This is a genomic window from Chryseobacterium rhizoplanae (assembly GCF_900182655.1).
Classification (GTDB): domain Bacteria; phylum Bacteroidota; class Bacteroidia; order Flavobacteriales; family Weeksellaceae; genus Chryseobacterium; species Chryseobacterium rhizoplanae.
The window spans coordinates 312172-332972 of sequence record NZ_FXTC01000004.1; the positions used below are offsets into that span (position 1 = coordinate 312172).

20 protein-coding genes are annotated in these 20801 nt (G+C 36.2%); 11 read left to right on the plus strand and 9 right to left on the minus strand.

Annotated elements, in window-relative coordinates; translation table 11 throughout:
* Window positions 1–48: 48 nt before the first annotated feature.
* From FN817_RS12115 to FN817_RS12125, 3 genes are all read left to right on the plus strand, one after another.
* Window positions 49–855: an SDR family NAD(P)-dependent oxidoreductase gene (locus tag FN817_RS12115; protein WP_142718143.1), complete on the plus strand. Its 807-nt coding sequence runs from the start codon at window positions 49–51 to the stop codon at window positions 853–855.
* A 267-nt stretch (window positions 856–1122) separates the two neighbouring features.
* Window positions 1123–2421 (plus strand): epoxide hydrolase family protein, encoded by a 1299-nt coding sequence (locus FN817_RS12120; protein WP_142718144.1) that lies wholly within the window; start codon window positions 1123–1125, stop codon window positions 2419–2421.
* A gap of 38 nt (window positions 2422–2459) precedes the next feature.
* Window positions 2460–2918, plus strand: a complete 459-nt coding sequence (locus FN817_RS12125; protein ID WP_142718145.1) for an organic hydroperoxide resistance protein — start codon at window positions 2460–2462, stop codon at window positions 2916–2918.
* 437 nt (window positions 2919–3355) lie between these two features.
* On the opposite strand, the gene FN817_RS12130 is transcribed toward FN817_RS12125, so the two are convergent.
* From FN817_RS12130 to FN817_RS12140, 3 genes are all read right to left on the minus strand, one after another.
* Window positions 3356–4171: a ferritin-like domain-containing protein gene (locus tag FN817_RS12130; RefSeq protein ID WP_142718146.1), complete on the minus strand. Its 816-nt coding sequence runs from the start codon at window positions 4169–4171 to the stop codon at window positions 3356–3358.
* Between the two features lie 24 nt (window positions 4172–4195).
* On the minus strand, window positions 4196–4906 hold the full coding sequence (locus FN817_RS12135; protein ID WP_142718147.1) for a ferritin-like domain-containing protein: 711 nt from the start codon (window positions 4904–4906) through the stop codon (window positions 4196–4198).
* Window positions 4907–4989: 83 nt separating this feature from the next.
* The gene (locus tag FN817_RS12140) at window positions 4990–5559 is read right to left on the minus strand and encodes a fasciclin domain-containing protein (RefSeq protein ID WP_142718148.1); all 570 of its coding nucleotides are present in this window, start codon (window positions 5557–5559) and stop codon (window positions 4990–4992) included.
* Window positions 5560–5950: 391 nt separating this feature from the next.
* Here FN817_RS12140 and FN817_RS12145 point away from each other — a divergent pair, with 391 nt between their 5' ends.
* Window positions 5951–6520, plus strand: coding sequence for an RNA polymerase sigma factor (locus FN817_RS12145; RefSeq protein WP_228451544.1), 570 nt, complete (start codon window positions 5951–5953; stop codon window positions 6518–6520).
* 6 nt (window positions 6521–6526) lie between these two features.
* The gene (locus tag FN817_RS12150) at window positions 6527–7348 is read left to right on the plus strand and encodes an anti-sigma factor (RefSeq protein ID WP_142718149.1); all 822 of its coding nucleotides are present in this window, start codon (window positions 6527–6529) and stop codon (window positions 7346–7348) included.
* A gap of 12 nt (window positions 7349–7360) precedes the next feature.
* Here the strand turns inward: FN817_RS12150 and FN817_RS12155 are convergent, their stop codons facing one another.
* Both FN817_RS12155 and FN817_RS12160 read right to left on the minus strand, forming a co-directional pair.
* A complete protein-coding gene (locus FN817_RS12155) occupies window positions 7361–9160 on the minus strand; it encodes a BamA/TamA family outer membrane protein (protein ID WP_142718150.1) in 1800 nt (599 codons plus the stop codon).
* Window positions 9161–9382: 222 nt separating this feature from the next.
* Window positions 9383–9697 carry a hypothetical protein gene (locus tag FN817_RS12160; RefSeq protein WP_142718151.1) on the minus strand — a complete coding sequence of 105 codons (315 nt, stop codon included), beginning with the start codon at window positions 9695–9697 and terminating at the stop codon, window positions 9383–9385.
* A 604-nt stretch (window positions 9698–10301) separates the two neighbouring features.
* On the opposite strand from FN817_RS12160, the gene FN817_RS12165 reads away from it, so the two are divergent.
* Window positions 10302–10787 (plus strand): hypothetical protein, encoded by a 486-nt coding sequence (locus tag FN817_RS12165; RefSeq protein ID WP_142718152.1) that lies wholly within the window; start codon window positions 10302–10304, stop codon window positions 10785–10787.
* Window positions 10788–11011: 224 nt separating this feature from the next.
* Here the strand turns inward: FN817_RS12165 and FN817_RS12170 are convergent, their stop codons facing one another.
* The 4 genes from FN817_RS12170 to FN817_RS12185 form a co-directional block, all read right to left on the minus strand.
* Entirely contained in the window at window positions 11012–11992 is a 981-nt protein-coding gene (locus FN817_RS12170; protein ID WP_142718153.1) for a terpene synthase family protein, read from the minus strand.
* A gap of 36 nt (window positions 11993–12028) precedes the next feature.
* Window positions 12029–13030, minus strand: a complete 1002-nt coding sequence (locus FN817_RS12175) for a terpene synthase family protein (RefSeq protein WP_142718154.1) — start codon at window positions 13028–13030, stop codon at window positions 12029–12031.
* A 137-nt stretch (window positions 13031–13167) separates the two neighbouring features.
* A complete protein-coding gene (locus FN817_RS12180; protein WP_142718155.1) occupies window positions 13168–14187 on the minus strand; it encodes a terpene synthase family protein in 1020 nt (339 codons plus the stop codon).
* Between the two features lie 391 nt (window positions 14188–14578).
* Window positions 14579–16288 (minus strand): hypothetical protein, encoded by a 1710-nt coding sequence (locus FN817_RS12185; protein WP_142718156.1) that lies wholly within the window; start codon window positions 16286–16288, stop codon window positions 14579–14581.
* 524 nt (window positions 16289–16812) lie between these two features.
* Between FN817_RS12185 and FN817_RS12190 the strand changes: the two genes are divergently transcribed.
* The 5 genes from FN817_RS12190 to FN817_RS12210 all read left to right on the plus strand — a co-directional run bounded on the left by FN817_RS12190 (window position 16813) and on the right by FN817_RS12210 (window position 20794).
* A complete protein-coding gene (locus FN817_RS12190; RefSeq protein WP_052186299.1) occupies window positions 16813–17643 on the plus strand; it encodes a helix-turn-helix domain-containing protein in 831 nt (276 codons plus the stop codon).
* 55 nt (window positions 17644–17698) lie between these two features.
* Window positions 17699–18064 (plus strand): hypothetical protein, encoded by a 366-nt coding sequence (locus tag FN817_RS12195; RefSeq protein WP_142718157.1) that lies wholly within the window; start codon window positions 17699–17701, stop codon window positions 18062–18064.
* A gap of 299 nt (window positions 18065–18363) precedes the next feature.
* Window positions 18364–18888: a hypothetical protein gene (locus tag FN817_RS12200; protein WP_142718158.1), complete on the plus strand. Its 525-nt coding sequence runs from the start codon at window positions 18364–18366 to the stop codon at window positions 18886–18888.
* Window positions 18889–18972: 84 nt separating this feature from the next.
* The gene (locus FN817_RS12205; protein WP_142718159.1) at window positions 18973–19776 is read left to right on the plus strand and encodes a fimbrial biogenesis chaperone; all 804 of its coding nucleotides are present in this window, start codon (window positions 18973–18975) and stop codon (window positions 19774–19776) included.
* The gene (locus tag FN817_RS12210; RefSeq protein WP_142718160.1) at window positions 19769–20794 is read left to right on the plus strand and encodes a hypothetical protein; all 1026 of its coding nucleotides are present in this window, start codon (window positions 19769–19771) and stop codon (window positions 20792–20794) included. The genes FN817_RS12205 and FN817_RS12210 overlap by 8 nt, the downstream gene beginning before the upstream one ends.
* Window positions 20795–20801 lie beyond the last annotated feature (7 nt).

Genomic DNA, 20801 nt, shown 5'->3' on the forward strand with positions numbered 1-20801 from the left:
AACTTTAGAAAAAAGTATCATCATAACAATTAATTAAAAAACAAAACAATGTCAAAAACAGTTTTAATTACAGGAGCATCAAAAGGTTTCGGAAAAGCCTGGGCAGAAGCATTTTTAGCAAAAGGATACAACGTGGCAGCAACAGCCAGAAACGTTGAAACCCTTAGTGATTTAAAAGAAAAATATGGCGATTCTGTATTGCCTTTAACTTTAGATGTAGACAAGCGGGAAGAATCTCTGGCTGTAGCTCAGAAAGTACAACAGCACTTTGGCAGTATTGATATCCTGATTAATAATGCGGGATATGCATTAACGGGTGCTATTGAAGAAACGAATGAGCAGGAAGCAAGAGCACAGTTCGAAACGAATTTCTTTGGAACGCTGTGGCTTACACAGGCAGTACTTCCTATCATGAGAGATCAGAAAAGCGGCCATATCATTCAGGTATCTTCTATTCTGGGATTAGCCACTTTACCAACGATGGGACTATACAATGCATCTAAGTTTGCACTAGAAGGGTTAAGTGAAACGTTAGCTACGGAAGTGAAAGAATTCGGAATTCATGTTACTTTGGTAGAACCTAATGGCTATGCATCCAATATCTGGCATACAGGAATTAATACTCAAAGTAATCCTGTTTATGATGGTCTTAAAAAAGCCTTTTCGGAAGCTGAGACCTCTTTCGGAAGTGTAGAAGCTACTGCACCGGCGCTTATTAAATTAGCGGAAACTGAAAACCCTCCATTGCGTTTATTGCTTGGGAAAGTAGCCCTTCCTTTTGTAAAACAGAATTATGAACAGCGATTAAAAGTCTGGGAAGAATGGAATGAAGTATCCGTAGAAGCTCACGGATAATTTTTCAAAAGAATACAACCATAAAATAAGCTCCGTTTTTATAAGAACGGAGCTTATTTTTTATCCTTTTTTTGAATTGAAAAACACAATTAATTTACTCAGATTTACTTTTACCGTATCTCATTTTCCTGTTCACCATCTGTAATGTCTATTTCGCTGCAAAATATGACTGCTTGAACAAATTCCCCGTTTACAAGCCGTTTTTCAGGACCTAATTTTGTCTCATCAAAAAGAAAAAACAGATTTAAAATTTAAAACAATAAAGCAATGAAAACAACAATTTCAACCATCCTGTTAGCAGCAACTTTTATTCTAAGTACTCCTTCAATTTTGAAAGCGCAAGCTAATAATCCCCAGACGGCTTCGTCAAAATCTGACACCAGTATCCGTCCTTTTCACATTAATATACCACAGTCTCAACTGGATGAACTCAAAAGAAGAATTTCGGAGACCCGTTTTCCTGATAAAGAAACGGTAAAAGATGCTTCTCAGGGAATTCAACTCGCTCAGCTAAAAGAACTGATCACTTATTGGGGCAATGGTTATGACTGGCGAAAAGTGGAAAATAAATTGAATGCCCTTCCGCAATTTGTAACAAAGATTGACGGGCTTGATATTCAGTTTATTCATGTGCGTTCAAAAGAGCCTAATGCGATGCCTGTGATTCTTACTCATGGCTGGCCGGGTTCTCCATTAGAATTTATTGATGCCATAGGTCCTCTGACCGATCCGGTACAATATGGTGGAAAATCAAGTGATGCTTTTGATGTGATCATCCCAGCGATTCCGGGATATGGTTTTTCAGAAATCCCTACTGAATTGGGCTGGAATCCAGACCGTGTTGCCCGCGCCTGGGACGTACTGATGAAAAGACTTGGTTACAAAAAATATGTTTCTGAAGGTGGTGACCACGGTTCTGTAGTATCTGATGCTTTGGCAAAACAAGCGCCTTCAGGTCTTTTGGGTATTCATCTGACCATGCCGGCCACTATTCCTGCTGAGCTTGTAAAACCCATTAATGCCGGAGATCCCGCTCCTGCCGGACTTTCCGCTTCAGAAGCACAGGCGTATAATGCGATGAGTACTTTCTTTGGAAGAAATGCAGCGTATGGAGGAATGATGGTAACACGTCCACAGACGACAGGATATTTACTTTCCGATTCTCCAGCAGCTTTAGCGGCATTCCTTTACGAGAAGATCGCTGAATGGAGTGAAAGTAACCTGCATCCTGAAAATGTAATAGGCCGTGATGCGATTCTGGATGATATTACACTTTACTGGCTTACCAACACAGGAGCATCTTCTTCACGCTTCTATTGGGAAAACAATAAAAATAATTTCAGCGCTGATGCACAGAAAACAAAAGATATTAAAGTTCCTGTAGCGATTTCTGTATTTCCTCACGAGATTTATCAGGCTCCGGAAAGCTGGTCAAAACGCGCCTACCCTACATTATACTATTATCATAAAGCTCCAAAAGGAGGACATTTTGCCGCCTGGGAACAGCCACAGGTCTTTACAGAAGAACTTAGGGCGGCATTCAAAGATGTAAGAAAAAAACTTTAATCAATTCAACAATATTGTTCAATCTAAATAATAAAAATATGGAATTAAATACCATTCAGGAAGTAGAAAATACAACAGTAGTTAATATCAGTAAAGTGTTGTATTCCGGTAACGTAGTAGTCATCGGAGGACGCAACGGGGAAGCTAAAAGCAGTGACGGAAAACTGGACATTGAACTGACTTCTCCCGGAGCAAAAGGAAACGGAACGAATCCGGAACAGTTACTAGCAGCAGGATGGTCGGCGTGTTTTATCGGAGCTATGCATCTGGGTGCTGTTAAAATGGGAGTGAATCTTCCTTCGGACCTGTCTGTCAATACCTCAATAGATCTGGCGACAAATGATGACGGATTTTTTCTGCAGGCTCATTTACAGATCATTTTACCGGGTCTCCCTGTAGATGAAGCCAGAAAAGTTGTGGAAACGGCACATGCTACATGTCCTTATTCAAAAGCAACCCGTGGAAATATCAATGTGAAGATAGATGTTGTGGTATAGTTATCAATGATATTTTGATTGAAAATCTTCCTTGCTTTTGGTAAGGAAGGTTTTTGTTTAAAAAAATAAAAGATTCAAAACGCAAATGAGATGCTTTCGGGCATCAAACGCTGAGGCTTCCTGTACATTTTTTTTAAAAAACAGAAAAAAATAATTCAAAATAATGGGACTTTGAATCTTTTTTCAATACATTTGCGACTTGATTATCTCATTAATTTGAGTTTCATGGTTATTAGTTTTTATCCCCAGGACTTACTGGGGATTTTTTATGTAAACCAATACCTGCCCAACTCTGCTCCATCAGCGCTTCAAAGACCTTATTAAGGAAAACCAATTTATTACATTAGAATACTCATTTACAATCCGATTAAACATAAAAAAATCCATTTCCGGAAAATTCCGGAAATGGACACCACTTATCATCATCCAAATCACAACTAAACTATGAACAGGGAAGCAATAGTTTGTGCATCGCTGCCACTTAATATTTCATCATAAGCCGCAGAACCGGCTGCCGCTCCAAATAAAGTTCCTGTATTATAACCTGCCTGGTTTACATTGTCTTCTCCGGCATACACAGGATTGGTTGCGGATGGCATGCTTCCTCCGTCTGCAAGCTCAATCCACCCTTTATTGGCCCTCATTCTTCTTACCTGTGAAGCATGTCTGGCTTCAACAGAGTGAATCTGCAATGCTGCCTGAAGCACCACTTTATTAGACATCACGTTTCCCGCCTGCCCTTTATAAGCTCTTACTCCCGTATCTTCAAAAGCCTGGGCAAGAATAAGAAACTGGCTATAATCTGTAAAGGGTGAAAAATTTCCGCTGGCTGTAAAGTCAAAGGTTGGTTTACTTCCAGGTGTTGTTCCCAGAGAAGTCAGTGTACTTTTCAGAAAGCTGACATGAGCTGATTCATGTTTTGAGATTTGCATAAAAACAGTTCTGTCTCCGGTGGGGATCAATCCTGGTGTGGATAATCCTATGCTGTAATATTCATTTTCAAGATATTCCAGAACCAATGCAAGTTGTAAGGCATCGGTCAGGGTACTTTTTAAAGCATAACCGGTTAAATTCGTTTTCGTAGTTTCCGCTTTGGCAGAAGTAGCCATTAAAGTTCCCAATCCAAGCGGTACAGCTGCAGTAGCTGCCTTTTTCCCGAATAATGACATATTCGTAATGGTCTCCAGTCTTGAAGCTTCTGTAGTGAAAAATTTATCATGAGAAAGCTTATCCAGTAATCTAAGAATATTCATAATGTAATTTTTTAAGGTGAATGATTAATTAATGCCTCTTTCCTTCCAGGTAAAAGGTGTTTTGATAAATGCTCCGGCAGCCATTACGATATCTTTAGGCTCTTTTGCCAGGTCAAGTCCGTTGGCATCTATCACATCATCTCCTGAAAAATCAGCAGATCCCGGATTGATTAAATTTCTGATGGCAGAAGCATGTCTGGCTTCCACCGAAACTATTTTGCCGGCAATCACCAGATAAGCAGGATTGGAAATATATTTTCCGGCTCCATTATAAGCTGCCACACCAGTGTCTTCCAGTGCTTTTGCTGTAGCTAAAACTGAATTACGGTCGTTAAAATTCACATTAGGATACTGGAATTCAAGCTTAGGAAGCACATGGTCTGTAGCACCGCTGATGGCTGCTTTAAAGAAATCCCTGTGAATTACTTCATGATGGTAGAGGTCTGTAAAAACCTGTTTTTCAATACTGGAAATTCCCGTATAGAAATTATTAACCACTTTGGTATAGAAATCTGCTTCCAGCTGTTCGAGTGCGTAGGCGTAATTTAATACTCCTACATCACCTGTTCCCAAATCATATTTGGATTCCTCCATGATCTGAAAATCATCATTGTCATCACAGCCAATTATAGTAAGGCCTGCGATGGCTAATCCTACTCCACTTAATTTTAAAAAGTTTCTTCTGCTGGTATCAAGGGTAGCACCCTGATTAGAAACCTGAATTGTCTTTTTCATACTATTAATTTTTTTTAGTGTTCGGATAAATAAAAAGAAAGAAAACAGCATACTGAATATGCTGTTGGAAATCTTAGAATTTGTTATGGCATTAAAACCGTATCTATTACATGAATTACCCCGTTAGACTGGTTCACGTCTGCAATAGTCACTTTAGCACTATTCCCTTTTGCATCTTTTATGTAAAGGTCTTTTCCTTTAGTCCAGAAAGTAAGGTCTTCTCCCTGCACTGTTTTCATCATGCTTTTTCCGTTACCGGCTTTTACAGCAGCCCAGATTTCTTTTGCACTGTATTTTCCCGGCAAAACATGGTAAGTCAAAATGCTGGTAAGTGTAGCTTTGTTTTCAGGTTTTACAAGATTTTCCACTGTTCCTTTCGGAAGTTTTGCAAAGGCAGCATCTGTGGGTGCCAATACAGTAAAGGGTCCTGCTCCCTGTAATGTTTCTACCAGACCGGCAGCTTTCACTGCAGCAACAAGTGTTTTGTGATCTTTGGAGTTGACTGCGTTTTCAATAATATTTTTGGATGGATACATGGCAGCTCCTCCTACCATTACTGTTTTTTCTTTCATCATTTGTGCCGTTACCTTCCCACTAAAAGCAAATGATAAAGCGACCATTGCTAAAACTGTGATTTTCGATTGTGTGTTCATTGCGTTATTTTTTAATTAATTATAAATAATTGTGTGTTTAATGTCATTTACGAGGCTGGTTTTATTTTAGATTGAAAAAAAATGAAATTATTTTTAATTAACTGATTTACAGTTGATTATTTTTATACAAAAATCAAATTCAGGCAGATAGAGCTCATAAAAAACCGGTTTCCTATAAAGTTTCAGGCGTATGAGAGTAAAGGATTTTTTAACTTTAAAAAAGATGGTCCCGGGCTTTTATAAAAATGTTTGGACAGAGTAATACAAAAGGCAAGTACAGTTCTTCAGGTAAGATTTTTATATTGAATATTTTTTAATGATTTATTTAAAATCATGTATGAAATAAAAGATAGATTGTATTTTATTGACTATATGTTTTATTTTATTACATTTGAACAGAAAAACAAAAGCTATTAAAACAACCTATTCGGAAGAAGAACTTATCGTTTTATTAAAAGAAAAAAACGAAACTGGTTTTCATTATCTGTATGACCACTATTCCGGTGCGCTGTACGGAATCATTCTCCGGATCGTTCAGTCTAAAGAATACACTGAAGAAGTAATTCAAGATGTTTTTGTTAAAATATGGAACTCTATCCATCAGTACGACGCTTCTAAAGGGAGGTTTTACACCTGGATCATCAATATTGCAAGGAATACGGCTATTGATTATTTAAAATCCAAAGGATTCCAGAATGAGCTTAAAAACCAACCACTTCCGGATTTCGTATATAATACTACAGAGCTTTCAACGGTTAATAATTCCTCTGATTATATTGGATTTACCAATGTGCTTGAAGGGCTGGAAACAGATAAGCAGGAACTTATAAATCTTGCTTATTATCAGGGATATACCCAGCATGAAATATCCGAAAAACTAAAGATACCGCTGGGAACCGTGAAAACGAAAATGCGTAATGCACTGATGAAATTAAGAGATTTGCTAAAAGATTATCAATAAAATAAATTGAACACAAAAGAATACATATCATCCGGAATTATAGAATCTTATATTCTAGGCCATGCTTCTCCTGAGGAAGCGGGGATTTTGGAGTGTGTGATGAAGAATAATGCTGAAGTAAAAGCAGCTTTTGAAGAAGCGCAAAAGACTTTGGAACATCTTGCTACCGCTCAGGCTGTAACACCTCCAAGCGATTTGAAATCTAAGATCTGGAATAAAATTCAGCAGGAACAGACTGTTGAAGAGGTCGTTCCTTCTGTTTCTACAAATATTCCTGAAACAAAAGATCACAGAGAAGCTACAGAAAGAGTAATTATTAAGGAAAATACACAATGGAAAACGTATGCAATAGCGGCTTCCGTATTATTCCTGATCAGTGTTGCCGGAAATTTGTTTATGGTGAATACGCAGTCATCTGATAAAAAGAAAATGGCTTTACTGGCTGCAGAAAAGCAAGCTCAGGATCGGGTAATGGAAAAAATGAACCGTAAAATTGATATGTTCTCCAATCCTGATATGCAGATGGTAATGCTGAATGGGGTTGAAAAGCATACGGATTCTAAAGCCATGGTCTTCTGGGATAAGAAAACAAAAGAAGTCTATCTGAACGCGGAAAAACTTCCTAAAGCTCCTGCAGGAATGCAATATCAGCTTTGGGCCATCGAAGACGGGCAACCTGTAAACGCAGGAATGTATACCGAGGACAAGGACAGCAGAATTGCACTGTCTAACATTCCCAATGCTCAGGCTTTTGCCATTACCCTTGAAAAAGAAGGCGGAAGTAAAGTTCCTACCATGGAGAATATGTTTGTAATGGGTAAAATTTAAAATACTTCTTTATCAATTCCCAAAGTTTACAAAATGGGGAACATCTGTTGCAAAATTATTCATTGGTAGCAGATTATTTCTATTACTGTTAAAATCAAAAACCGAGTTATTATCAAACGGAACCCGTGGATAATACATGAAAGAAATCTGAATTCTGTTGAAAACCAGGTACGGATTATTAATCAATACCCCAATACCAATTTTTGTATTTGCTTTTGTTTTCAATAGTCTATCATCAGGCATTCCCAACCACCCTACTGCAGTGGTTAAGTAAGGACTGAAGTGGAAATTCTTCCAAGTTTTATTAATGAACAATTGAAGCTGATATCTTAAAACCAGTTTTTTAGTCCCGATATAATCTGAGTTGTAAACAGGAAACTCATCTGTAGAAGAAAGATTGATCCTGTCTTTATAAGAGTAATTATGCTGTGGATTTCCTAAGGCAATCGTCGGAGAAAAGAAATGTCTTGCTTTGGCAAATTTCCAATCCATAAGATTCGTAAAATATGTTCCATCCACACGGAAAGACTCGCGGTTCTGGCTGTCTTCATTAAAAAACCTTCCAAACTGTCCTTTCACAGTAAAGTATCCCAACTTTGTAAAAGTACCATACGAAGCCGAAATTCCCACATACGGGTTCACTTCTTTATTTCTAGATAAACCTCCCGCAATAATGTTCACTGAATTACCGTACGCAACATCTTCCGGCAAATCATATTGAAAAATATTTCTCTGAACCGAAAAGTTTCTGTGGATAAACCCAACAGACATCAGAAAACTGTTGTATGAACTAAAATATTTATACTGGTCTATTCCCGGACTGTCTTTATACTGATAATTCTGAAATCGTCCTATTATCGCAATATTGCTGGATACTTTTTCGTTGGGATCTGATGAAACAGGAATCTGATAACCACCCCATAAATCCTGACTGTACACTTTGATCTGAACTTCCGGAAATGCAGTATCGGTTTCTGTAGGAAGCAAAACCTTCCGTTTAAAATATTCAAACGTAAAACCACCCGCCCATTTCGTTAAAGGAGAGAAAAAGTCTCTTCTTAAGCTGAAATTAATTCTTTCATTTTTTGAAAAATCCCTTTCCCCAAGAAGCTGGGCATTGATATATGTCCCTAAAAGGTTATAGGTTGTATAGCTTCCCAAAAGATAATCCTGTTTTTCTTTGGAATCGTTTCTGTAAAGGAAATCAAGGGTATGGCCTAATCCCAGTACATTTTCTTCGGTAACTCCGAGACCGATTTTACTTCCGGAATAGCTGATTCTCGGCTTCAGACTCCAGGAATCCAGGACTTTAACCACAACATCAATAGAATCTTTGCTGGAAGTACTGTCGGAAACACTGATATTCACCCTGTTTACAAATGGCATTGCTCTAAGCAAACGCTCGGATTCATAAAGTTTCTGGGCGTTATATTCTTCACCTTCTTCAAAAAGTAAATAATTATTAACAGTGGAGTTTCTTGTATTGGCATGAAGATGATCTGCTACCCAATCATACCATCTTGCTTTTTCTTTAGCATCTTTAGAGCCATATCCAAAAGGATCAATGGTTTCGATCCTGATTTTTCTGATATACTTTTTGTTGTAAGCTTCCTGCGACAGTTTTTCTGTCCTGGATTTCACGGAAGTAGAATCCGGCTCTCTACGAAATATAAAGCGGTGAATGAATTTGGTAACCTTTCTCTTATCCGAAAATTCTTCTATTTTGTAATACAGTGAGTCTTTCTTCTCCTGTGCATGTAAAAAGAAAAAACCACCTAAAAAGAAAATCAGAGTTACAGCGAGTCTAGTCATTAGTCATCAAAATTCAGTTCATTTTGTAGTATCAATTTATACGCCAACAGTCCTTAAAATGGACAAGAATTAGAAAGTTTACTATTTAAAGTTTTTATGTTTTATATTTTTATTTTTTAAATAGTATAATGGTCAAAGAGTGACTGCTTCTTTTTGTAACATTCTAAAAACAAATTGTTATGATAATTGAGATTTTAGGTTATACATTATTTTCAGTCTTTATTAGATAAAACCTGACAATACTATTAAATTCAGAGTAAAAGAAAACAACAGTAAAATAACCAGTTCTTTTGAAAAACTGCTCTCTTTTTTAAAAATATAATTGATCAAAAATGATAATCCTAGAAACACTAATCCTGCTGTTGTAAAAGCAACGGTTCTCGTGATAAGAGCTGGAATAAATTCATTTTCTCTGATCTGATCCCAATCTTCTTTTGATCCTGTCCAAAATCGTGATATTCCTATTAAACTTAGAAAACCAAGTGTATAAATTATAGTTTTCAACCATACATAGATATTATTATTTGTATGTTTCATACTTAAATGATCGTAATCGTTTAGATTATAAAAAAGTCCTTTTCGTATCTCTTCTTTTTTCTATATGTAAGTCAAAGGTAACATTCTCTTGTCATTTTTCTAAATTAAAATGTAATTCACAAAATTTTTCAGCTTCAATCTCAATTGGTATTTTTCCTTTTATTTTCGGCAGATTACGGTATCCCGTAATTATTTGATTAATAAAATGATTTTGTTTGCAAAAATATTTGTTTTGAAAAAATTATTTTGCTTTTTTAATATCCATACCTGGAAATATATCAGCGATACTGAAAGAGAATGCCTGTTTTGTAACAGATCAGAATATCTAGATATCGATTCAGATGTTAATGCATTTGGAAACCCTTTATGGCTTAAAAAATCCAAAAACAAATGATTTAAACGTCTGTTATTGGCTATTTATACTTCCAAAATCAATTTATTCCTTTATTTTTTTGATGAAAATTTTTTATATATCGAAAATACATGAAGAATAATGTAAAGCTTATTTCCTGAATAAAATGAAAGACTAATTTAAATCACAAAATAAAACTTCTCAATGCAATCTTTTTTAATTATTTTTACTCATTATAAATAAAAATAAGACATGAGAAAAATCGTACTCTCGGGAATCGCTGTTATTGGAGGATTCCTAACAGCAAGTGCACAGTGTAAACCGGTAGCAACTCTTACAGAAAATTTCGATACCTGGAAAGACATCAATAAATGCTGGACTGCTCAGCCAGGGAAAGCCATGCTGTATGCGAGTGATAAAAGAATTATTTTTTACTCAATGAGCAACCCGGGAGAAAATATGTATCTGGTAACTCCGGAAATAAAAGCCGGAACATATACCCTTTCTGTTGATCTTTCGGATAACGGAGGGGAAACAACATTAGAACTTTTCTCAGTAAACAGTCCTTCTGATGCAAAATCTTTTGTTTCAATCACTAAGCCCTCAAAGATAACAGGAGAGAAAAAAACATATACCATTTCTTTGAAAAAAGATTCACACCTGGGACTGAAAGTTTTCCTGAATGGGGTACATCAGGCTGTTTATATGGATAATCTATCCTTAACTCCGAAGAAATAGACCGGAATTCTCAGGTAATTATTTAATTTTTGTTTCCGCTCTAAAATCTTCAGATTTACGATAGCAGGGATACAAAGGTTTATATGAACAAAAAAAGCTGTCTCCTATATTTACATTGTCAAATATTGGAGACAGCCTCTAAAAGTGATTGCTAAAGTAAATTCAAACGCGTTACTAAACACAGATGAACAGAATTGATATTGTCTGTGCTTTCATTAAGGTTATTACGTAATGATCCCATATTCAGGCTTAGGAAATTCACCGGGAGTTTTGTACCTGGTGGAATTACCTTTATGATACCATGCTCCCAATCCTGAGATCATTAATGCCATATTATGAACAAAACGTTTGATATACTTTTGATGTAAACCGAAATCGGGGAGATTATTCTGAAGCTCAACAAACTCCTGAACATATGAATCGTGGATATGCATTGCCTCGGAAATGGCTTCTTCTAATGAAACATTGTACTGATTCTTTATAACCAATATAATATTCAGAATTTCTGTATCAATCCCCAACTCCTTCTCTATGGAAGCAAAATCATTCTGAATAGCTATTATTCTGCACATTAGCATTTTTAGCCTTTTTATAATGGGATGTTCAGAAATATACCCCGGCACTATGTAATTAATAGAAGGTTCTACCGGATCACCATATGGGTACATGGAAATTGAATATTCACGGATAAGCAGAAGATTACTAACGGTTGGATATTCTTTTTTTAACTTGTAGGGGGTTTCTTCCATAAGTCCATAGGTGGCATAACAATAGAAATTTTTAGTCCAGCGTATGAACCACTCGTCATTAACATAAGGAATAAATTCCTGTCTGCTTAAAGCCACCTGTTTTATCAGTCCGATATCATCTGCTTTAGGTTGTTCTCCCATCATGATATCCATGATATGGTCTCTGATATCTGCAAATTGATCAACCGGGCATAATTCATAATAATCATCCAATAGAGTCAGCCAAACCATAAATCTTGCTATAGGTCTCATTTGTTCTTTAGTGTTGGCCGCCGGAAACATATATGAAGCAGCCTCTACAAGACCATGTTTCTTGTATTTAGCTCTTGTAGCTTCAGACATAAACTGATAATCTGTATCAATCCAATCATTCTGTTCTTCATAAAAAGATTGTGAAAAAGGACCTATTTCATAGGGCCAGGGATATTGTAAAACCGGAACGTCCTGTTGTTTCATCTTTAAAATTTAAAAGTTATTTTAAATTAATCTTATTTACAGACTTTTATTTGCAGCTTGATCTTCAGGCCAGGCAAAACCAACTCCTCCATGTTTATATCTGTTTGTTTCCAGATAAAAAGTGTTAACTCCCTGCAATCCGACACCGGCATAATAAACAAATTTGTCGACGTGTTCCTGATATTCACCGAATTCCCGATATTCTTTATGTAAGCCATTCAGACTGGTAAGCTCTTCATTATGAATACGTAAAGCCTCTGCACAAGCGTCTTCCAAAGAAAGATTATATTCCTGCTGTAATACAAAAACCAGATTAAAAACCTCAGTTCCTTTCGCCATTTCTTTTGGCAGGGAGTGAAGATCATTTTGCCAGGCAACGACCAGGGTCATATGGGAAATCATTTTTTGTACTACTATATGCTCAAAGATATGTTCCGGCAGGACAAGCCCTGATTCAATCTCACCAAAGATCAGATAAGGACGCATCAGAACAGAATATTCTCTAATGGTTTTGTAAAGATTCAGTGATGGGGGGCGATGGGCTATTTTGTAGGGATATTCCAATTCTATTCCGTATCTGAAAGATTGATAAAAATAGTAAACAAACCGCTCAAACCACAGGTCTGGCATGAAAGCACGAAATTCATCCCGGATCATTGCCATATGATGATAGAGGGCATTTTCCTCCGGCATGGCGTGAGCACCCCTGAGAATATCTGTACAACGGATCCGTAATTCCTGGATTTCTTCAAGGGACGAATGCTCCACCTGATCATCGAGAGCAACGTATTGGAGCATAAACCTGTTACATGGAATGGCCTGCTCATAAGTTAAGTGCGGCCACATACGTGCAGTGCACATATGAAGTTCCATTTTTTTATAAATTTTCCGTTGTTTTTCAGTCAGAAAAGTATAATCATTATCAATCCATCCATCCATATCTTTCCCCATCTGCTCAGCATGTGGGTTGATAAGGTCGGGCCATGGGTAACATCCCCGTGGTAAGTAATCTGCACTATTAAATTGTTCTGGTGTCATCTTATCTATATTTTTAAATTATTATACTTAAATAAGCATCAACTGCCTGATGTCATCAATCACAACCTTATTTTTTCTGTATTATGATTGTTGTTAAAACCGTAAATCATGTAGCTACCACGAATCACTCAGTTTTATTAAAATTGGTTATGGTTCAGTGTTTCCCTTAATTCAGAAGCACTTGGAAATTCAGTTTTGTTATAGCGGTCAAGCTTGGTGGATATGTTTTTCCAACCGCTCAGTACCATACTCATATAGTGTACCCAATTGACCACAGCCTCGTGCCATATACCAAAGTCTGGAAGTGAGGCCTGCAGGGCTACAAATTCCTTAAGATCTTCATTATGGAGACGCAGATCTTCCATGCAGGCTTCTTCTAATGATACCCTGCGTTCATTCTGAATTACCTTCACAATATTATAATAGATACTCCCTGTTGCTTCATCTTTTACTACAGATTGAACCTCATTGAAAAAAGTTACCAGATGACAGGCAAGTGCCTGAAGACGGCGGATCACCGGATGGTCATGAATTTCCGGAGGCAGGGTAATGCCTGTTTCAACCTCAGTAAGCTGCAGGAAAGGATACAGGCAGATTGAATCTTCCCTTAAGACAATACATTCTGCCGTTGTAGGAAACATCTTATTCTTTTTGTATTCCTGTTCTTTTTTAAGACCGTTAAAATATCTGCTGATCATCTGCGTGAAACGATGCATTGATTCCTCAGGGATAAACTGAAGCAATTCCTGTCTTAATGAGGCAAGCATAGAAGCTAATGGTATTGTAGACTGAGAAACAGAGATTTCACCATTCAATATGGCAATAGATTGAGCATGCACATCATCAATATCATCAGGTTTGCTTTCTTCATACAGGTCATCATTGTAGAGTGTCCAGAGCATCAGCCTGCAGATAGGCCGGAAACGTTCAGCAGAAGCCGTAGGAAACCATTGGGCTGCGATGTGGGCTGTTTTGGTTTTCTTGTACTTTTTACGCAGATCAGGATTATTCTGATACAGCCACATATATTCACCATCAATCCACTGGTTTTCGGTGATGTCCTGCAACTGATCTGCATGAGGATTTTTTAAGGTTGGGAACGGATACCTGAACTTCGTACGGAGAAGCTCAAGAGGATTAAAATTTTCATTACTCATGATTGTATGTTTTAATGGTTTTTACCTTTTACAGCATAATAGTTTTATTTAAATATATGGTACTTTATAAAGAAAGCAGCCCTACTTTAAAAACATATTACACTAAATCCCAATAAGATACATTCATGAATGAAATAAATGTACAAATTAATTTTATTAAATAATATGGAATTTCACTATATTATTAAATATATTTATAACACTGAAAAACAACAACTTACAGATCTCCAATGGTGATAACTCAAATTTATACATCAGATTATCAATAAATTAACACTTCAAAAAGAGATGAACATTTCCGGATCTTCAACGAGTACTCTACAAAACAACTCCTGTTGATTTTTTCAACAGGAGGCATTTAATAATTCACGATATATACTAATAGTCCATTCTAATCAATAACCGGAAGAGCCCCCAGCGTAAATTGTACGGTTTTTTCCTGATAAATATTGGGATTCATTGCATTGGGCACTACTAAAGTCAAATCAGTTCTTTCACCAGGCTCATAGTTTTTTAAAGCATCTGTAAAAGTTTGGGCATCATATACAGAATAAGAACCCACTTTTTTAACAAGGGTACCAGCCAGGATATTATTAAGATGTAAAGCTCCGCCTACAGTTGTTGGGCCTATTAATACACCTTTTACATTCTGAAGAACGGTATTATATCCATTATAAATATACAGCTGAACATCCCATGGAATAACATCAATGACTCCTACAGAAGCTCTGAACTTCACGTCTTCTTTGGCAATGACAGGTTGAGTAACTGCATGCTGCACCGATATTGTTTTTGTATGGCTATAATCTTCTACCATCTTTGTCATTTCAGTACTGTTCAGCACTTTTTTAAAGGAAGTGTTACCTTTCGCTCCATTATTCCCCCATCTTACTCCATTGGCTATAAATCCGATATAATCTTTTTTACCAAGAGCCGCTACAGCAGCCTCAATATTGGGAGTCAGGTTAGGATCATTTTTTTGTAATGATTCTGCAAACTGCAAATGTAAATTCTGCAATTTATCATTCCCTTCCGCTTTTGCTTTTTCGGCTGCCTGAAGATGATTCTTAAGGGCTTCCTCCTGAGAGATATCAGGAAAGAATTTTTCTTCAAATTGATGAATCATGTCGTCATCTGCATCATACATTTCAATTCTCGTATTATTTATTTTTTCAGCAGTATACTGATTCTCAATCTGCTGATTGAATGAGGACTTCATTGATTTCCGGCTGCTTCCTAATCCAAGAAATGCCCACCCGCTTGATTTCTGGCTTACGCTGCTCTGCTGAGCATCACTTAAAAATTGATTAATAATAGTACTACCGTCTATATGGGCATTAATATAACTGGTTTTAGAATTCTTAAATTTATAGCTGACCGATATTTCACCATTTCCGTTAGCCAGCAGATTTTTAACATATTCCGTAGGATTTTCAATACTTATATTTTTAAAGTTTTTATTACCAACCAGTGTTCCTGAGATGCGCTTGCTGTAAACAGTCTCCCCTCCTGCTTCCACAATGAATTCTACTTCGGTAGGTGAGATGATCTGGCTTTGGAAATTGGTATTATAATCTTTAATCAATTCTTCCTGAGGAGCCAGCATGGTAGTTTCATACTGTTGGGCCAGAGAAAAGAAATGGTTGGTTAATGCAGTATTGGTCATCAGATAAGGCGTTAAAACAGGCTGTCCATTTGTATTTTTTAGAATCGGAGGATAAAAGGCGGATATTGTTGTGCTTTTTATTGCAGCACAAATAGATGCTTTCTGGCTTTCATTGGGTAATGCCAGCTCCTGTGTTACCGGAATAATCAAGGTCCGGATCTGATCTGAACCCTTATATGTTTCATTTCCTTTACTGTCTATATATTTAATATTATTGATATCAAACTTAAGAATAGGCAATATAAACACCTTGGCAACAGTACCCTTAGCAACATTTTCATAAAAACCGTGGGTGTTGTAAAGCGCATATTTCCCTTTATTATCTATGGCTACATAATTCTCGACTGAAAATTTGTTAGAATTCGGTGTCACTTGCGACCAGATAACTCCGGTATTGGCAAGCAGCAATACAATGGTTACATAAAAGTTTTTCATGATTTTATATTTTAAGATTGAGGATAAACTTGTAGTTACAGAGTTATTGATGATTTCATGGTAAAATTACATGTAAATCAGACCTGTGTCTATGGCACTTTTGTGTAATATTTCAGCTGAAGGATTTCTTCATACGCCGTTGGATAATCGTTTATAATCATAGCGGCATCAAGCTTACATCATTCTTTGAAAGGGTATTGAATAGTTTTTCAGGGAGTTAACCATACTATAAATAAATAATGGACAAGCAAGTAAAAGACGACGTGTTGATATTGGGAAAATGGAAAGTACTAAAATCTCAAGCCCGGGATATTTGTTATTATTAAAGCTAAAAACTTAATAATAACTCGAAATTAATGATAAAAACATAGCTATTTTTATATACATTTATATTAGTCAAATCAGGCTTCAAAATAAGTACCTAAATATCCTAATTATATCATATAGTTTGATCTTTAGGCTCATTTTAGCTGTATAATCCGCCATTATAGAACAACTTTATCATTTTATTGAAGCTTATCACTATGTACGTTATCACAGACCAATTGAAGAATTTAGGATTCAGCATCAACACATTAAATAACATCATACAGAGAAATAATAATAAAAGAAGTTTTAATACACTTGAGTATTTCTGTATCTACATCATTATAGAAGATATTACTTTGGAAGTTGAAAATATTCCACATCCCATAAAAGGCGGCCATATCGCATTTGTAGGCCCTCAAAAACAAATTGTATTTGGTGAGACCAAACGGGGCGAGGTGTATATCATTGCATTTTCTTCAAGCTTTTATGAAAGATCAGGAAAAGACAGCATGTTTATCAATTCAAGGCTTTTTTTCAATTATGATTCTGATATTTTCATAGCACCTTTTGAAAATATTAAAGAGATGAACGTAGTCTTTATGGGAAGAATGCACAATTTTCAACATAAAGATGAAAGTCTGTATGTTTCCGCTGCCCATAACGCTATTGAAAGATTAATTCTGGACGCATTTTTACATATTCCGGCTGAAACACTGAAAAAAGACATCAAATTTGATTATCTCCACTACGTCAATAGATTTAAAGTGCTTTTGCAGAGAGACTATAAAAAGGCTAAAAAGGTCTCGCACTATGCTAATGAACTCAATATCACGCCAAGAAAGCTCACTGAAATGACCGAGTATGTTTTGGGAAAGACGGCCAAACATATTATCATTGAAAAACTGATCAATGAATGCAAAAAATCCCTTAGTTTCTCTGGCAGCAACATTTCTGAAATTGCTTATGATCTGGGATTCAGTGATGAAGGAAATTTTAGTAATTTTATTAAAAAACATACAGGAAAAAATCCCTCAGAAATGAAATAATGTAAAAATAATATTGTATTTTTGGATAAATAACAGATCAGTGAAAAATTAATATATGTTTAAAAGATATATTTTTTCAGTAATTTTTCTTTTCGTTTCCATGAGCATCTATGCGCAGACAGATGATGTTCAGGTGAATGTAAGACTCTATCCTACCCAGATGCTGGCGGTTGGAGGTGACAGCGAAATGGTTGATGATACGGATGAAAGTATCCAAGCGGAAATAAACTCTGTTATCATTTCAAGTCCATCAGGATTTCAGCTGGGAATTCAACACGATGATAAGGATGAGTATAATCTTATTAAAAGTCATGACGGAGTTATTGAAAAAAAATTCATGATAAATCAAAAAATAGATAAAATTATAAAACAATTTAAAGATAAGTCCACTTCTATGATGTTAACTTTAATCTCTCAATAAGCCGATCTAGAGCTTATTTACTATACATTATATATTATTTTTTTAAATTTTTAACCTTTTGTTTTTAGTAAATTGACAATAATATAATATTGATTCAACAACATTAACAATATTTTTAATTTTTAATTAATTTAAAAGCTTATTTTCCTTCATAAAATACTATTTTTCAGCAAGATTATTTCCAAAACCAAATTTACAAATCTTTAGTACTTTTTCACAAAACAAGTACCTATACCTCTTTCTAAATTTGCACCTGAAAAAAACAAGAAGTAATATACTATTAAAACTCCCGTTATTTTATGAAGAAATATATTGTAGCCTCAATGTCGCTATTTGGTTTTGTTGCTTTAAAGGCTCAACAGAATGTAACTCTAAATGTTAGATTAAAACCTATCCAGACTCTTATCGTAAACCCTGCTCAAAAGATTGTAAACTTAGACTATAAAACTAAAGATGACTATGCCAACGGAGTATCCTCTGTAAATGCTGATCATTTAAGCATCTATAGTACAGGAGGTTTCCAGGTTAAAGTAAAAAGTGCCAATGCAGCATTGCAAAGCGGGGCAAAAAATATCCAGGCCAATACCATTCAAATTAAGGCCAGTGCAGGAACTGAAGTTCTTAACGGCGCTCAGTATGCACAGAACGTGCAGCTTTCTAATAACGATGCAACATTAGTAACATCCGCTAGTGGTGGTGTAGACAAAAAAATTAACATTGAATATAAAGGAGCAGGAGCCAATGCTTATCTTGACAATTATATTGCAGGTCAGGATCCTACCGTTTATACAACAGAGTTAACGTATACTATTATTTCTCAATAAGTATTTAAATACTATATAAACTACTCCAGATAAAGTGTTACAGATTGTAGCACTTTATCTGTACTTTAACAGCAAAGTATAATAATGAACCGATCTTATATCTTCATTTTATTTTCTTTACTCCTTTTCTGTTCTCCAATCAATGCTCAGACAGGTGTATCGGTGTCTCCTCCCAGACTTTATTTTGAATCTGATGCTGGAAAAAGCACTACGCAGAAGGTAACTGTAACCAATGTAAGTGCAAAAAATTCTCTGGACATGGCTGTGAGTTTGGGTGACTGGGAATATAATGAAACAGGAGAAAACAAAATGTCTGCGGCCAATACGCTGCCAACATCCTGCGCCAGCTGGATATCAATAAAAAATGAAGACACGTATTTTACCTTAGCTCCGGGGGAAAGAAAGGACATTGATGTCACCATCACTCCTCCCGCTACATTATCAGATCAGATGTTAGCTCATACTGCTGTTCTGTATGTGAGTCAGATGAATCCTGTGAATGATGTAGATAACAAAGGGGCCAATATAAAAGTAAGTATCCGTTCAGGAATTAAACTCTTTCATAAGTTAACTGCCAAAGCCACTAAAAAAATTGAGATTCATAATCTTACTCTGGCTTCATCCAAAAAAGATCTTACCATCTTGTTTGAAAATCAGGGCAATATATGGACCGATGGAAAAATACAAACGGAACTTGTGAATACAGAAAACGGTAATAAAGTATCGCTTGATCAGATTATTTTCTATACCATGCCTGGAAACAAGAGAGAATTGAATATTCCTCTTCCTGCAACACTGTTAAAAGGAAAATATACTGCATCAGTAATGATTGATTATGGAGACAACAATAATCTGGAGCTGGCAGAACTGAATTTTACACATGAATAAAAAACTGTGTCTTATCCTGCTATTGGTCTCCCTGAACTGCTTTTCACAAATTTTATACAGCTCATGGGTAAACAGCTATCTGCAGATTAATTCTTATAATGGCAATACAAATCCTGACGCATACACGCTTACTTTAGCGGGTAACGGGAATATCAACATGCCTTATTGGAGAGTTTCGGTAAGATTGAAGCAACCTATTATGTCCAATCAGGGAAATTATATTTTACCTGCGAATAAAATTTCTTTTCAGCCGGTTTCATCATCAGGAAAGGCCTACCCTAACCCGGTTCCTTCTATTCCGCAAATCGGGATGCCGCTTAATGTGATTTTGAAAGAAAGTCAGGAGGTTTTCTTAATTCCTCAGTCAAATGCTGCATTATATAATCAGCCAGCGCAACCGAATGGTTATTACAGCCTTCAGATTAAATACAGCATGAATCTGGCAGGAGGTACCTATCTGGGAGCCTATCCAGCCTGGATTACTTTTACAGCGCCATTACAGTTTACAGCCTATGATCAGTACAATAATATTATCGGTACTGTAGATCATAATTTCCAGTATCAGATCGGCACGCTTTCAGGAACTCCTACGGATATTCCGGAGATGTCTATGAAGTTCGGAGCAGCAGCCATGAATGGTAACCTGGAATTTAAAAACATGCAGGATTACGCAAATGGAGCCAGCGTAACGTATTCCAATGCACTTATTGTAAAAAGCAATACAAAGTATCAGATCAAATTGAAATCCCTTCAGACCCAGTTCAGTTCATCTTCCGGTAATTTCCTGCCTCTTGATACTGTACAGCTTAATCTTATTCCTATTTCAGGCAATATGGGAACGGCGTATACTGTTTTACTAAGTACATTGCCACAGCTTGTCGCTGCCGGTAATTCTACACAGAATGCTGATGTTTATTATGACATGAAGTATTCCACCAAACCTAATGATGAAAGATTTATCAATGCCAAAGCAGAGGATTATACAACAACCCTTCAATTCGAGATTACGCCTCAATAATTTATAA

Coding starts and splice junctions, on each gene's coding strand:
- FN817_RS12115 (WP_142718143.1), top strand. CDS start 49: ATGTCAAAAACAGTTTTAATTACAGGAGCATCAAAAGGTTTCGGAAAA.
- FN817_RS12120 (WP_142718144.1), top strand. CDS start 1,123: ATGAAAACAACAATTTCAACCATCCTGTTAGCAGCAACTTTTATTCTA.
- FN817_RS12125 (WP_142718145.1), top strand. CDS start 2,460: ATGGAATTAAATACCATTCAGGAAGTAGAAAATACAACAGTAGTTAAT.
- FN817_RS12130 (WP_142718146.1), bottom strand. CDS start 4,171: ATGAATATTCTTAGATTACTGGATAAGCTTTCTCATGATAAATTTTTC.
- FN817_RS12135 (WP_142718147.1), bottom strand. CDS start 4,906: ATGAAAAAGACAATTCAGGTTTCTAATCAGGGTGCTACCCTTGATACC.
- FN817_RS12140 (WP_142718148.1), bottom strand. CDS start 5,559: ATGAACACACAATCGAAAATCACAGTTTTAGCAATGGTCGCTTTATCA.
- FN817_RS12155 (WP_142718150.1), bottom strand. CDS start 9,160: ATGACTAGACTCGCTGTAACTCTGATTTTCTTTTTAGGTGGTTTTTTC.
- FN817_RS12160 (WP_142718151.1), bottom strand. CDS start 9,697: ATGAAACATACAAATAATAATATCTATGTATGGTTGAAAACTATAATT.
- FN817_RS12165 (WP_142718152.1), top strand. CDS start 10,302: ATGAGAAAAATCGTACTCTCGGGAATCGCTGTTATTGGAGGATTCCTA.
- FN817_RS12170 (WP_142718153.1), bottom strand. CDS start 11,992: ATGAAACAACAGGACGTTCCGGTTTTACAATATCCCTGGCCCTATGAA.
- FN817_RS12175 (WP_142718154.1), bottom strand. CDS start 13,030: ATGACACCAGAACAATTTAATAGTGCAGATTACTTACCACGGGGATGT.
- FN817_RS12180 (WP_142718155.1), bottom strand. CDS start 14,187: ATGAGTAATGAAAATTTTAATCCTCTTGAGCTTCTCCGTACGAAGTTC.
- FN817_RS12185 (WP_142718156.1), bottom strand. CDS start 16,288: ATGAAAAACTTTTATGTAACCATTGTATTGCTGCTTGCCAATACCGGA.
- FN817_RS12190 (WP_052186299.1), top strand. CDS start 16,813: ATGTACGTTATCACAGACCAATTGAAGAATTTAGGATTCAGCATCAAC.
- FN817_RS12195 (WP_142718157.1), top strand. CDS start 17,699: ATGTTTAAAAGATATATTTTTTCAGTAATTTTTCTTTTCGTTTCCATG.
- FN817_RS12200 (WP_142718158.1), top strand. CDS start 18,364: ATGAAGAAATATATTGTAGCCTCAATGTCGCTATTTGGTTTTGTTGCT.
- FN817_RS12205 (WP_142718159.1), top strand. CDS start 18,973: ATGAACCGATCTTATATCTTCATTTTATTTTCTTTACTCCTTTTCTGT.
- FN817_RS12210 (WP_142718160.1), top strand. CDS start 19,769: ATGAATAAAAAACTGTGTCTTATCCTGCTATTGGTCTCCCTGAACTGC.